Below are 13,731 nucleotides of genomic sequence, written 5' to 3' on the forward strand. Positions count from 1 at the left end.
TGCTCGCGCGCCGCGCTGACACCCCGCTGACAAGGGCGCGCGCCGCCCCGGCTGTCAGTCGCGTGTCAGGGCCGCTCGCCAGCATGGGTCGTACGGAAGTCTCCGCCCTACGACCACCCCCGGGAGCGTCATGCCGCCGGCCACCGCCACGTACCCCTCGATCACCGAGGCCACGATGATGCCGCGTCTCGTCCGGATCGGCGAGAATCTCTACGGCGCCGTCTTCACCCTGATGAAGCTGCTGCCCGCCCACTACATACTCCAACGGGCGCGCGACCGCGGCCTTCTGGGGCCGGACACGGTCATCGTGGAGACCACCTCCGGCACCTTCGGGCTCGCCCTCGCCATGCAGGCCGCCCTGATGCGCCGCAAGCTGATCCTGGTGAGCGACCCGGCCATCGACGCCAACCTGTACCGCAGGCTCACCGACCTCGGCGCCCGCGTCGAGATCTGCCAGGAGCCCGCCCCGGTCGGCGGCTACCAGACGGCCCGCCTGAACCGGCTCGCCGAGATCCGCGCCGAACTCCCCGACAGCTTCTGCCCCGAGCAGTACAGCAACCCCGACAACCCGCGCTCGTACGCCACCGTCGCCGAGCAGTTGCGGCGCACCCTCGGCACCGTCGACTGCCTCGTGGGACCGGTCGGCTCGGGCGGCTCCATGTGCGGCACCACCCGCGCCCTGCGCACCCACACCCCGCACACCCTCGCCCTGGGCGTCGACACCCACCGCAGCGTCCTGTTCGGGCAGCGGGACGGCTCGCGCGAACTGCGCGGCCTCGGCAACAGCCTGTGGCCCGACAACCTCGACCACGGCGTCTTCGACGAGGTCCACTGGCTGTCCGCCGCCGAGGCGTACGCCAGCACCCGCGCCCTGCACGCCCGCCACGCCCTGTTCCAGGGCCCGACCAGCGGCGCCGCCTACCAGGTCGCCCGCTGGTGGGCCGAGCGCAACCCCGACCGGCGGTGCGTCGTCATGCTCCCCGACGAGGGCTACCGCTACCAGGCCACCGTCTACGACGACGCCTGGCTCGCCGCCAACGGCCACACGGCGGCGCCCCGCCCGGCCGAACCCCTGCGGGTCACCGACCCCGCGGCCGCGGGCGAGCGCTGGTCGCGGCTGGCGTGGCGGCGCCGCCCCTACGACGCGGTGGCCGGCGCCGTCCCGCGCCCCGCCCAGGACGTGCCCCTCGCGGAAGAGGTCCTCTCATGAACCGCCCCGACGAGCAGGCCAAGGACACCGGCCGCCTGACCCGCACCCTCGCCCCCCGCACCCGCCGCATCGTCTACGGCGAGCAGGGCGCCGACGAGATCCGCCGCGAACTCGAACCCATCACCACCGTCGACCTCGCCCACATCGTGATGCTCGTCGAGAGCGGCCTCCTGCCGGGCCCCGCCGCGGCCCGCCTCATCACCGCCGTACGGGGCCTGCGCGACAGCGGCTTCCTCGAACTGGACGGCCTGCCCGCCCCACGCGGCGCCTACCTCATGTACGAGGGCTACCTCTCCGCCGAACTCGGCACCGACGTCGGCGGCAAACTGCACACCGCGCGCTCCCGCAACGACATCAAGGCCACCGTCACCGCGATGCGGCTGCGCCGCGAACTCGCCGAGCTGTACAGCCAGTTGATGCGCCAGCAGGGCGTCCTGCTGGCCCGCGCCCGCGCGCACGCCGACGTCGCCATGCCCCTCTACACCCACTTCCAGCCCGCCATGCCGGTCAGCTACGGCTACTACCTCGCCGGCATCGCCACCGCCCTGGACCGCGACCTCGCGGCGCTGCGCCACACCGTCGACGAACTCGACCGCTGCCCGCTGGGCGCGGGCGCCGTCGCCGGCACCGACCTGCCCATCAACCCGGAGCGCACCGCCCTGCTGCTCGGCTTCACCGCGCCGCCGCTGCACGCCACCGACGCGGTCGCCGCCCGCGACACCGTGCTGCGCGGACTCGCCGTGGTCGCCTCCGCCGCCGTCACCCTCAGCCGGCTCGCCACCGACCTGCAACTGTGGAGCACCCAGGAGTTCGGCTTCGTCGACTTCCCCGAACGGCTCGTCGGGGGCAGCTCCGCGATGCCGCAGAAACGCAACGCGTTCCTCCTCGAACACGTCAAGGCCAAGGCGGCCGTCGCCGTCGGCGCGTGGACGGCGGCGGCCTCCGCGATGAAGTCGACCCCGTTCACCAACTCCATCGAGGTCGGCACCGAGGCCGTCGCCGTGGTCTGGCCCGCGCTGGCCGCCGTCCGCGACTCCATCCTGCTCGGCCAGGTACTGGTCTCCGGGGCGCGCCCGGTCGCCGAACGGATGGAGGCCCGTGCCAAGGAGGGCTTCGTGACCGCCACCGTCGTCGCCAACCGGATGGTCGCGCAGGGCGTCCCGTTCCGCACGGCGCACCACGTCGTCGGCGCGGCCGTGCGCCGCGCCGTCGAGGCCGGGGACACCGAACTCACCGGCCTGGAATGGCCGGACGGACTCGGCGCCCCGCTGCCCTCTCTGGCCGAGACGGTCGCGGACCTCAACCGCGGCGGCGGCCCGGGGGAGTGCGACAAGGTGGTCGACGCCCTGCGCGGGCGCCTGCGCGAGCACGCGGACTGGGCCGCCGCCCACCGCACCCGCCTGCGCGCGGCCGGCCACCACCTGGACACCGAGGCACAAGCCGTCGTGACCCGCTACGCCGGACACGGCACGGGAGGCACCCGGTGACCGCCCCCTGGATGGCCTTCCTGGAGAGCAACACCACGGGCACGGGCCGGGAGTTCTGCGCCGCCGCCCGCGCCCGCGGCCTGCGCCCCGTCCTGCTCGCCCGCGACCCGGGGCGGTACCCGTACGCCGCCGAGGACGCCGTCGACGTCCTCGCCCTGGACACCGCGCGGCCGGACGCCGTACTGCGCGCCCTGACCGCCCTCGCCGGGGACGGCGGCCTCGCCGGGGTCACCTCCAGCTCCGAGTACTACGTCGCGGCGGCGGCCCACGCCGCGGCGGCGCTCGGCCTGCCGGGCCCCGACGGCGACGCGGTGGCCGCCTGCCGCACCAAGGACGTGCAGCGCGAGAGGCACCGCGCGGCCGGGGTCCCGGTGCCGGGGTTCGCCGTCGCGCGGGACGCCGACGCGGCCGTCGCCGCCGCCGACTCCCTCGGCTTCCCGGTCGTCCTGAAACCGGTGAGCGGTTCCGGCTCCGTCGGCGTCCGCCTGTGCCGGGACGCCGCCGACACCCTCGCCTGGGCACGCCGCCTCCTGGACCGCGACGGGCACGACCGCCTCCTGGTCGAGGAGGCGGTGGCCGGACCGGAGTTCTCGGTGGAGACGTTCGACGGCGAGGTCGTCACCGTCGTCGCCAAACACGTGGGCCCCGCCCCGTACTTCGTGGAGACCGGCCACGACGTCCCGGCCGTCACCCCCGAGTCCACCGCCCACGCCCTCGGCGAGACGGCCCTGCGCGCCCTGGCCGCGCTCGGCCTCGGCTGGGGTGCCGCCCACACCGAACTGCGCTGGTCGGCCGGCGGCCCCGTCGTCATCGAGGTCAACCCGCGCCTCGCGGGCGGCATGATCCCGGTCGCCGTCCGGGCCGCCCTCGGCGTCGACCTGGTGGACGCGGCCGTCGCCCGTGCGGCGGGGCTCCCCGCGGCCCGGCCCGTGCCCGGCACCGGCCACGCCTCCGTCCGCTTCGTCCGGGCCACCCGCGAGGGCCGGGTCGCCGGTGTCCGCGGCCTGACCGCCGCCGCCGCGTCCCCCGGCGTACTGACCGCGCGGGCGACCACCGAGCCCGGCCGCCACGTGCGGATCACGCACTCCTTCCAGGACCGGCTGGCCTGCGTGGTGGCCGAGGCACCGGACCCGCTGGCGGCGGCCCGCCGCGCCCTGGCGGCCACGGACCTCATCGAGATCGACCTGGCCCCCGCCACCGGACCGGCCCCGCACCCGTCCACCGACACCGCGCGGGACACCGCGCAGGACCCTTCACGAGAGAGGGCCGTCGTCCGATGAGCGAGCCGACCGTTCCCGAAGAGACCGGGCCCCCTGAGTCCCCCGAGTTCGCCGAGTTCGCCTCCACCGTCCCGCGCTGGTGCGCCCCCCACAGCGGCGGCCCCGGCACCGGGACCCACCGCGCCGCCCTGCCCGCGGACCGCACGCGGGAGGTGGAGCGCGTCGCCCGCGACCTCGGCACCGATCTGCCCACGCTGCTGCTCGCCGCGCACGCCCGCGTCCTGTCGACCCTCACCTCCGAGCGCGGCGTCGTCTCCGGCTACGTACCCCCGCGCCGCGACGGCGCGCCCCAGGCCCTGCGCCTGACCGTCCACCCGTCCACCTGGGCCGCACTGGCCGACGCCGTCTCCCGCGTGCCCGGGGCGACGGGCGCCGCGCCCGACGCCGTGCTCGATCTGTCCGGCCTCGCCACCGGCGTGCACGGCACCGGGCCCGGCGCCGTGGTGCGGTTCGCGTGGGCGCGCGAGGCGGGCGGCCTCGCCCTGCACGTCACCTACGACCTCGCCGCCCTCGACGGCGAACACGCCGCCCGCCTCGCCGGGTACCACCTGACCGCGCTGCGCCTGCTCGCGAAGGACCCGGCCGCCCGCCACGACCGCCAGAGCCTGCTCTCCGCCGAGGAGACCGCGACCCAGCTCTACGGCCTCGCGGGGCCGCGCGTCGACGCGCCCGCGCGCACCGTCGTCGACCTGTTCCGCGAGCAGGCCCTGCGCCACCCCGACGCGCCCGCCGCCGCGCACGCCGGACGGACCTGGACCTACCGGGAGCTCGACGCGCGCTCCGACGACGTCGCGCGCGCCGTGGCGGCGGCGGGCGCGGGCGCCGAGGACGTGGTCGCCGTCGTCATGGACCGCACGCTCGACTGGATCGCGAGCGCCCTCGGCGTCCTCAAGGCGGGCGCCGTCTACCTGCCGATCTCGCCAGGGCTCCCGGTGGAGCGGACCGCCGTCCAGCTCGACGAGGCGGTCTGCGTGCTCGTCCTCGCCGACCACCCCAGCGAGGCACTCGTCCGCAAGGCCTGCGCCGCACTCGACGACAGCCCCGCCGTCCTCACCCCCGACCGGATCACCGCCGCCGCCGGACACCCCCTGCCGGAGCCGCCCGCCCTCACCCAGGCCGCGTACATCTACTTCACCTCCGGCTCCACCGGCACCCCCAAGGGCGCCCTGTGCGAGCACGCGGGCCTCGTCAACCACCTCCACGCGAAGATCGACGACATGGGGCTCACGGCGGGCCCCGGCGAGGTCGTGGCCCAGACCGCGTCCGTCGGCTTCGACATCTCGCTGTGGCAGTTCGCCGCGCCGCTGCTGGTCGGCGCCGCCGTGCGCGTCATCGACACCGACCTCCTCCTCGACGTCCCCGGCTTCCTCGACGAACTCGCCGCCGGCGGGGTGACCGTCGCGCAGACCGTTCCCGCCTACCTCGACGTCCTGCTGCGCCACACGGAACACCGGCCGCGCGACCTCGGCGCCCTGCACACCCTCTGCGTCACCGGCGAGGTCCTCGGACACGACCTGGTGCGCCGCTGGTTCGCCGCTCACCCGGGCGTCCGTCTCGTCAACGCGTACGGCGCCACCGAGGTCTGCGACGACACCCTGCACGAGATCCTCGACGGCGTACCGGAGACGGGCTTCGTGCCGCTCGGCAGGCCGCTGCGCAACGTCAACCCCTACGTCCTGGACCACAATCTGCAACTCGTCCCCCTCGGCACGACCGGTGAGATCGCCTTCTCCGGGCTCTGCGTCGGCCGCGGCTACATCAACGACGAGGAACGCACCCGGCAGGCGTTCGTGCCCGACCCCTACCGCGCCGACACCCGCATGTACCGCACCGGCGACTTCGGCCGCAGGCTGCCCGGGGGCCGCATCGAGTTCCTCGGCCGCCACGACGAGCAGGTGAAGATCCGCGGCTACCGCATCGAGCTCGGCGAGATCGAGCACCGCCTCGCGGCCGTGCCGGGCGTACGGGACGCCGCCGTCGTCCTCGACGGCGACCTCGGCGCGACCCGTACCCTCACCGCGTTCTTCACCACCCACGACGCCCCCGGCACGCCCGGCGAGGAGGACGCCGCCGCCCGCGCCCGCGACCACCTCGCCGCCCTGCTGCCCGACTACATGGTGCCCACCTACTGCCACCGCCTCGAACGTCTCCCGCTCACCCCCCACGGCAAGGTCGACAAGGCGGCCCTGGCCGAACTCGCCGGCACCCTCGGCCACGGCGGCGGCGCCCACACCGCCCTGGCCACCCCCGACGAGCGGCGCCTCGCCGTCGCCTGGGCCGAGGTCCTCGGCGTCCCCCTGGAACGCATCGGCAGGCACGACAGCTTCTTCGCGCTCGGCGGCACCTCCCTGGCCGCCGCCCGCCTCCAGACCCACCTCGGCCGCCGCCTGACCGTCGCCGACCTGGTCGCCCACCCGGTCCTCGCCGATCTGGCCCGCGCCGTGACCCGCCACCGCGACGGCGGACCCGCCCTGCCGCGCCGCCGCCGGCTGCTGCACCCGCTCATCGAGGTCCGCAGCCCGCACCACACCCTGGTCTGCTTCCCCTACGCCGCCGGGAACGCGGTCAACTACCGCGCGCTGGCAGAGGAGTTGAGGCACGACGGCATCGCCGTGTACGGCGCGGAACCGCCCGGCCACGACTTCGCCGCCCCCGAGGAAGACCTCCAGGACGTACCCGAACTCGCGCGCCGCGCCCGCGACGAGATCCTCGACCACCTCACCACCCCCGTCCTGCTGTGGGGGCACTGCTCGGGTGCCGCGACCGCGCTGGAGACCGCCCGCCTCCTCCAGGAAGCGGGCCGCCCCGCCGAACGGGTCTTCCTCGGCGCCCAACTCCTGCCCGACGCCGACCGGTTGCGCGCCGAGCTCGCCGACCTCGCCGCCGTCGACCGGCACACCCTGCTCGGCCGGCTGCGCGGCGGCCACGCCTACGTGGAGCTGGACGCCTACCAGCCCGAACGCGCCGAGGTCACCGACCGCGCCTACCGCCACGACGTCGACACCGCCCACCGGCACCTCATCCGGCTCCAGGAACACCCGCGCCGCCTCGCCGCCCCGGTCGACGTCGTCGTCGCCCGCGACGACCCCGGCACCGCGGGAGCCGCCCACGCCGTCCACGCGTGGCAGGCCCTCGCCGACCACGTCACCCTCCACGAACTGGCCGACGGCGGCCACTACTTCATCGGCACCCGGCCCGCCCTGAGCGCGGCCCGCGTCCGGGCGGCGGTCGCCCGGACCCCCGTACAGGACAGGAGTCGCACGTGACCACCATCGACCACCGCCGGGTCGCCGCCACCGGCGTCAGCACCGCCTTCGGCACCTTCGGCGAACTGCTCCAGGGCGTCCTGCCCGAGGACGACGGCGACTTCCTGGTCACCCTGCCGGTGGCCCGCTGGTCCACGGCCCACTTCGAACTCACCCCCGACGAAACCGGGCTGACGGTCGGCCCGGTCCACAAGAAGAAGGCCCTGCGGCTGGCCCGGATGATCCTCGACGACGCCGGAAGACCCGGGGGCGGGGTGCTGCGCATCGACAGCACCCTGCCCGAGGGCAAGGGCCTCGCCAGTTCGAGCGCCGACCTCGTCGCCACCGCACGGGCCGTCGCCAACGCCCTCGGCGAGCCCATGCCGCCCCGCCGCATCGAGTCCTACCTCGCCCGCATCGAACCCACCGACGGCGTCCTCTACCCGGCGATCGTCGCCTTCCACCACCGCAGCGTGCGGCTGCGCGCCCGCCTCGGCTCACTGCCCCCGATGACCGTCGTCGGCATCGACGAGGGCGGCGCCGTCGACACCGTCGCCTTCAACGCCATCCCGAAACCCTTCACCGCCGCCGACCGGCGCGACTACGCCCGCCTCCTGGACCGCGTCACCCGCGCCGTCGACCGGCAGGACCTCGCCGAGGTCGGCCGGGTCGCCACCGAGAGCGCCCGCATGAACCAGGTCCTGCGCCACAAACGCTCGCTGGAGCCGATGATCCGCATGTGCGAGGAGCTCGGCGGACTCGGCGTCGTCATCGGCCACAGCGGCACCTCGCTCGGCATCCTCCTGGACACCACCGCCCCCGACAACGCGGCCCGCCTCGCCGCCACCGCCCAACGCTGCCAGGAACTCGAAGGCAACGTGACGATCTACCACACCCTCAGCTTCCACTGACCGGAGCACGGGGGTCCACCAGGTGGTGGACCCCAGGTTCAACCGGTCGCCGCTGTCGGCGCCACACCCCCCGCGAACAGTATGGATCTCATGAAGAATCTTCCTGTACGCATGGCCCGTTGGAGCGCCGCCAACCCCTGGCGCGGCATCGTCGGCTGGCTCGTGTTCGTCGTCCTGTGCCTCGGCATCGGCATCGCCACCGGCACCAACGCGGCGACCACCGAGGACTTCCGCATCGGCGAAGCAGGACGAGGCGAGGAGATCGCCGCCGACGGAGGACTCCAGCAGCGCCCCGTCGAGCACATCCTCATCACCGCGAAGCCCGGCGCGGGCCGCTTCGACATCGAGGCCGCCGACACGGCCGCCGCCGACGTCGCCGCCCGCATGGCGAAGCTCCCCGAGGTACGCGACGTCGCCGACCCGGTACGCAACGCCGCGGGCACCGCGGTACGCGTCGCCGTCACCATGAACGGCCCCGAGCTGGAGGGCAAGAAGCACGTCGACCCGCTCCTCGCACAGAGCGCCGCCGTGCAGAAGGCCAACCCGGACCTGCGCATCGAGGAGACCGGCTCCCCCTCCATCAGCAAGGGCGTCGACAACCTCCGCAGCGAGGACCTCTCCCGCACCGAGGTCATCGCGCTGCCCGTCACCCTCATCACGCTGCTGCTGGTCTTCAGCTCCGTCGCGATGGCCCTCGTACCGCTGCTGCTCGCCCTCTCCTCGATCATGGCGGCCGTCGGCCTGTCCATGGTCGCCTCGCACGTCTTCCCCGACGCGGGCGTCGGCACCAACGTCATCCTGCTCATCGGCCTCGCCGTCGGCGTCGACTACACCCTCTTCTACCTCAAGCGCGAACGCGAGGAACGAGCCCGCGCGGGCGGCAGGCTGACCCCGCAGGGCGTCGTCGAACTCGCCGCCGCCACCTCCGGCCGCGCCGTCGTCCTGTCCGGCCTCGCCGTCGCGATCTCCAGCGCCACCCTCTACCTCGCCGACGACGTCATCTTCTCCTCCATCGCCACCGGCGCCATCGTCGTCACCCTCGTCGCCGTCGTCAGCTCCCTCACCGTGCTCCCCGCCCTCCTCGCCCAGATGGGCATGCGCGCCGAACGCCGCGCCGAACGCCGCGCCGCCCGCGGACTCGCCCCCAAGAAGCAGCGCGCCCACAAGAACGGCCCCGGCCGGCTGACCGCCGCCGTGCTGCGCCCCGTCGCCAAGCACCCCGCCGCCACGCTCATGGTCACCGTCATCGCGCTGGTCGCCCTCGCCGCCCCCGTCCTCTCCCTCAAACTCACCGACATGGGCCGCGAGACGCACTCCCGCTCCATCGCCGCCATGCAGGTCTACGACCGCCTCAACGCGGCCTACCCCGACCTCAAGTCCATGCACCAGATCGTCGTCCGCGCCGACGCCGACCGCTCGCCCGAGGTCACCGCCGCCCTGCGCACCCTCGCCGCCGACGTCAGGGACGACCCGCGCCTGAGCGGCACCGCCGCCCTGCGCACCTCGCCCGACAAGCGCGTCAGCCTGCTCCAGCTCCAGGTCCCGCACTACGTCAGCAGCGACGAGGCCCAGTCCTCCCTCAAGGACATCCGCGACACCTACGTCCCCGAGACCGTCGGCAAGCTCCAAGGCGCCGAATACGCCGTCACCGGCGACGTCGCCCGCTACACCGACTACCCGACCCACCAGGAACAGAAGCTGCCCCTCATCATCGGCGCGCTGCTCCTGGTCACCTTCGTCATGACCGTCTACGCGTTCCGCTCGATCGTCCTCGGCCTCGTCGGCATCTTCCTCAACCTGCTCTCCGCCGCCGCCTCCCTCGGCATCCTCGTCATGGTCTTCCAGCACACCTGGGCCGAGAGCCTCGTCGACTTCACCTCCACCGGATCGATCGGCTCCCGCGTCCCCCTGTTCCTCTTCGTGATCCTCTTCGGCCTCTCGATGGACTACCAGGTTTTCGTGATCAGCCGCATCCGGGAAGCCGCCCTGCGCGGGGTCCCCACCCGCAAGGCCGTCATCGAGGGCATCGGCAGCTCCGCCGGGGTCGTCACCAGCGCCGCCGTCGTCATGGTCACCGTCTTCGCCAGCTTCGCCGCCCTGCACCTCATCGAGATGAAGCAGATCGGCTTCAGCCTCGCCGTCGCCGTCCTCCTCGACGCCTTCGTCATCCGGATGCTCGTCCTGCCGTCCCTGATGCTGCTCCTCGGCGAGGCCAACTGGTGGCCCTCCCGCGGCGTGCGCCGCGCCCGCACCGCCGCCGAACCGGCCCCCCGCCCCCTGCAACCGGTGAGCTGAACCGGCGCACCGGCCGACACCCGAACCCCCTTACCCATGAGGTGAATCACCGTGACTCAGTGGCAGCAGCAGCCGGGCGACCGACTCACCCTCGACCGGATCCGACGCTGGAACATGGCGGGCTGGATCCTGCTCGGCCTGCTGCCGACGGCCGTCGCCGTGCTCGACGCACCGCCGGCCAGGAAGTTCTGGCTGCTCGGCCTGCTCGCCCTGATCGCGCTCTGCCACACCGTCACCCTCAACCGGCCGGACAACCCCGTCCTGCACCCCCGCGCCTACCTCGGCGTCCTCGCCCTGACCCTCGGCATCACCTCCTACCTGCTGGATGGCGGGGCCGCCTTCTACGTCGTGTCCCTGCCGCAGTTCTGGCTCTACGCCCGCGCCCCGCGCGACGCCGTCACCCTCAGCGGGGCCGCCGCCCTCTGCACCGTCTTCGGCGGCACCCTCGGCCAGGGCTGGAGCCCCCAGTTCCTCACCGGCAACGCCGTGTTCACCGTCATCGCCTACGTCGCCGGCGTCGGCCTCGGGCTGTGGATGCACCGCTTCGTCGGCCAGAGCAACGAACGCCAGGAACAGCTCACCGCCGAACTCGTGCAGACCCAGGAGGAGTTGGCCACCGCATACCAGCGCCAGGGCGCCGTCGAGGAGCGCGAACGGCTCGCCCGCGAGATCCACGACACCCTCGCGCAGGGCTTCGCCTCCATCGTCGTCCTGGCCGAGGCCGCCCGCACCGCCACCGTCTTCGACCCCGGCCGCTGCGCCCAGCAACTGACCTCCATCGAGCAGACCGCGCGCGAGAACTTCGCCGAGGCCCGGGTGCTCGTCGGCGCCGCCCCCGAGAGCGGCGTCGCACCCGGCTCGCTCGCCACCACCCTGCGCCGGACCCTGGACCGCTTCGTCGAGGACACCGGCCTCACCGTCACCGCGGAACTCCCCGACCTCGCACTCGACCAGCGCACCCGCGTCGCCCTGCTGCGCTGCACCCAGGAGTCCCTGGCCAACGTACGCAAACACGCGGACGCCCAGGCCGTCGGCGTCGTCCTCACCGGCTTCCCCGGCGGCGTCGAACTGGAGATCACCGACGACGGCCGCGGCTTCGTCGTCGAGGAGTCCCACGGCTTCGGCCTCGACGGGATGCGCCGCCGCCTCGCCGAACTCGACGGCGAACTCACCGTCACCAGTTCGCTCGGCGACGGCACCCGCGTCCTCGCCGTCCTGCCCCTCCCCACCCAGGACTGAGGCCCGCCATGACCGACACCCTGACCGACACCCTGACCGACACCCTGTCCGACACGGTGACCGACCGGATCCGTGTGATCGTGGTCGACGACCACGCCGTGATGCGGGCCGGCGTCGTCGCCCTGCTCACGGCCGAGCCGACCATCCACATCGTCGGCGAGGCGGGCGACGGCCGCGAGGGCGTCGGACTCGTCGAACGGCTCGCCCCCGACGTGGCCCTCGTCGACCTGCGGATGCCGGTGCTCGACGGCGTCGCCGCCACCACCGAGATCGCCGCCCTGCCGGTGGCGACGCGGGTGCTGATCCTGACCACGTACGACACCGACGTCGAGATCGAACGGGCGGTGGAGGCAGGCGCCGTCGGCTACCTGCTCAAGGACACCACCCGCGAACAGCTCGCCGACGCCATCCGCTCCGCGGCCCGCGGCGAGACGGTCCTCGCGCCCAAGGTCGCCGAACGCCTCGTGGCCCGCATGCGCCGCCCCGAACCCGTCGCCCTGACCGCCCGCGAACGGGACGTGCTGAGCGCGGTCGCCGACGGCCTGTCCAACGCCGAGATCGGCCGCCGCCTGGTCATCGGCGAAGCCACCGTCAAGACACATCTGCTCCGGGTCTTCGCGAAACTCGACGTCAGCGACCGCACCCGGGCCGTCGTCGTCGCCCTGGAACGCGGCCTGCTCACCCGCCCCTGAGAGCGGCGCCCCGCGCGGCCCCTGCCCCCGGGATTCCCGTGCTCCTACCATCTATGCGCTCGGTGTGCCGAGATCCTTACTAGATCCACAACTCTCTCGCTTATGCTCCGCACGGGGACGGGGTCACGGGGAGAGGGGATTCGGACATGTTGAGCCGTCAGAAGTTATCACCAGAGACGGCCGAGGACGACGCGAACGCGGGGGAGCTGCTCGGCAGAAGCGGCAACCTCCCCGCACCCAGACTGGGCCGACTCGTCCTGCTCGCCGCTCTGTTCTGCTACTTCAGCATCACGCTGCTCAACATCCTCAGCTCGCACGCCTCGGCCGCCCCGGTCACCGCCGCGGTCCTGTGCCTGTTCGGCATCATGGCGCTGCAACTGCTGCATTCCAGACCCGGCGCGCACCTCGTCCCCGCACGACAAAAAGCGCTCACCCTGTTCGCCCAGGCGCTCCTCACCTACGTACCCCTCCTCGTCTTCAAAACCCAGTGGGGCTCCATGGCGGGCTTCCTCGCCGGCTCCCTGCTGCTGCTCCTGCCGGCGCCCCAGGCCTGGCTCATGTACGGGGTGGTGGGCGCCTCGATGCTCGCGCCGCCGCTGCTCACCGGCCTGCCCGTCGTCGAGACGTTCTACTACGTCCAGTCGACCCTGCTGACCGGCCTCGTCGTCTACGGCCTCACCCGCCTCGCCGACCTGATCCGCGTCCTGCACGAGACCAGAGGCGAACTCACCCGCGTCGCCGTCACCCAGGAACGCCTGCGCTTCGCCCGCGACCTGCACGACCTGCTGGGCTACAGCCTCTCCGCGATCACGCTGAAGGGCGAGCTGATCCACCGCCTCCTGCCCGCGCACCCCGCGCGGGCCAGGGCCGAGGTCGAGGACGTGCTCACCATGTCCCGCCAGTCCCTGGCCGACGTACGCAGCGTCGCCAGCGGCTACCGCGACATGTCCCTCCAGGACGAGATCACCTCGGCCCAGTCCGTGCTCTCCGCCGCCGACGTCCGCATCGACGCGCGCGTCCGCCTCGGCGAACTGGAACGGGAACTGGACACCGTGCTCGCCACCGTGCTGCGCGAGGCGGTCACCAACGTCCTGCGCCACAGCCGGGCCACCTACTGCGAGATCGCCGCCGAACAGAGTGCGGGCCAGGTGCGGCTGACCATCGTCAACGACGGCGCGACCAGCGGCTACCGGGACGCGTCCCCGCACAGCGGCAGCGGCCTGGGCAACCTCCAGACGCGGCTCGGCGCCGTCGACGGCGCCCTGACCGTGGAGCAGCGCGTCGACGGGACGTTCCGGCTGATGGCCCGCGCCCCCGAGCAGAGCGACCGCGAGGAAGCGAGCCAGTCGGCGGCCTGAACACCGAACGGCTC

The 13,731-nt window shown here is 73.7% G+C and carries 9 protein-coding genes; all 9 read left to right on the forward strand.

What is annotated here, in order from left to right; all coding sequences use genetic code 11:
* Window positions 1-130: 130 nt before the first annotated feature.
* The 9 genes from ACIRF8_RS34015 to ACIRF8_RS34055 all read left to right on the forward strand — a co-directional run bounded on the left by ACIRF8_RS34015 (window position 131) and on the right by ACIRF8_RS34055 (window position 13,717).
* The gene (locus ACIRF8_RS34015) at window positions 131-1,210 is read left to right on the forward strand and encodes a cysteine synthase family protein (protein WP_404221401.1); all 1,080 of its coding nucleotides are present in this window, start codon (window positions 131-133) and stop codon (window positions 1,208-1,210) included.
* Entirely contained in the window at window positions 1,207-2,697 is a 1,491-nt protein-coding gene (gene argH, locus ACIRF8_RS34020; RefSeq protein WP_404221403.1) for an argininosuccinate lyase, read from the forward strand. The genes ACIRF8_RS34015 and argH overlap by 4 nt, the downstream gene beginning before the upstream one ends.
* Window positions 2,694-3,977: an ATP-grasp domain-containing protein gene (locus ACIRF8_RS34025; protein WP_404221405.1), complete on the forward strand. Its 1,284-nt coding sequence runs from the start codon at window positions 2,694-2,696 to the stop codon at window positions 3,975-3,977. Before argH ends, ACIRF8_RS34025 begins: the two co-directional genes overlap by 4 nt.
* Window positions 3,974-7,243 carry an amino acid adenylation domain-containing protein gene (locus ACIRF8_RS34030; RefSeq protein WP_404221408.1) on the forward strand — a complete coding sequence of 1,090 codons (3,270 nt, stop codon included), beginning with the start codon at window positions 3,974-3,976 and terminating at the stop codon, window positions 7,241-7,243. The genes ACIRF8_RS34025 and ACIRF8_RS34030 overlap by 4 nt, the downstream gene beginning before the upstream one ends.
* Window positions 7,240-8,133, forward strand: a complete 894-nt coding sequence (locus tag ACIRF8_RS34035; protein WP_404221410.1) for a kinase — start codon at window positions 7,240-7,242, stop codon at window positions 8,131-8,133. The genes ACIRF8_RS34030 and ACIRF8_RS34035 overlap by 4 nt, the downstream gene beginning before the upstream one ends.
* Window positions 8,134-8,223: 90 nt before the next feature.
* A complete protein-coding gene (locus tag ACIRF8_RS34040; protein ID WP_404221412.1) occupies window positions 8,224-10,428 on the forward strand; it encodes an MMPL family transporter in 2,205 nt (734 codons plus the stop codon).
* 51 nt (window positions 10,429-10,479) lie between these two features.
* Window positions 10,480-11,667: a sensor histidine kinase gene (locus ACIRF8_RS34045; RefSeq protein WP_404221414.1), complete on the forward strand. Its 1,188-nt coding sequence runs from the start codon at window positions 10,480-10,482 to the stop codon at window positions 11,665-11,667.
* An 8-nt stretch (window positions 11,668-11,675) separates the two neighbouring features.
* Complete coding sequence (locus ACIRF8_RS34050) at window positions 11,676-12,359, forward strand: response regulator (RefSeq protein ID WP_404221416.1); 684 nt, start codon at window positions 11,676-11,678, stop codon at window positions 12,357-12,359.
* Window positions 12,360-12,505: 146 nt separating this feature from the next.
* Window positions 12,506-13,717 carry a sensor histidine kinase gene (locus ACIRF8_RS34055; protein ID WP_404221418.1) on the forward strand — a complete coding sequence of 404 codons (1,212 nt, stop codon included), beginning with the start codon at window positions 12,506-12,508 and terminating at the stop codon, window positions 13,715-13,717.
* Window positions 13,718-13,731: the final 14 nt, after the last annotated feature.

The sequence above is a fragment of the Streptomyces sp. NPDC102406 genome (genome assembly GCF_044765725.1).
GTDB lineage: Bacteria > Actinomycetota > Actinomycetes > Streptomycetales > Streptomycetaceae > Streptomyces.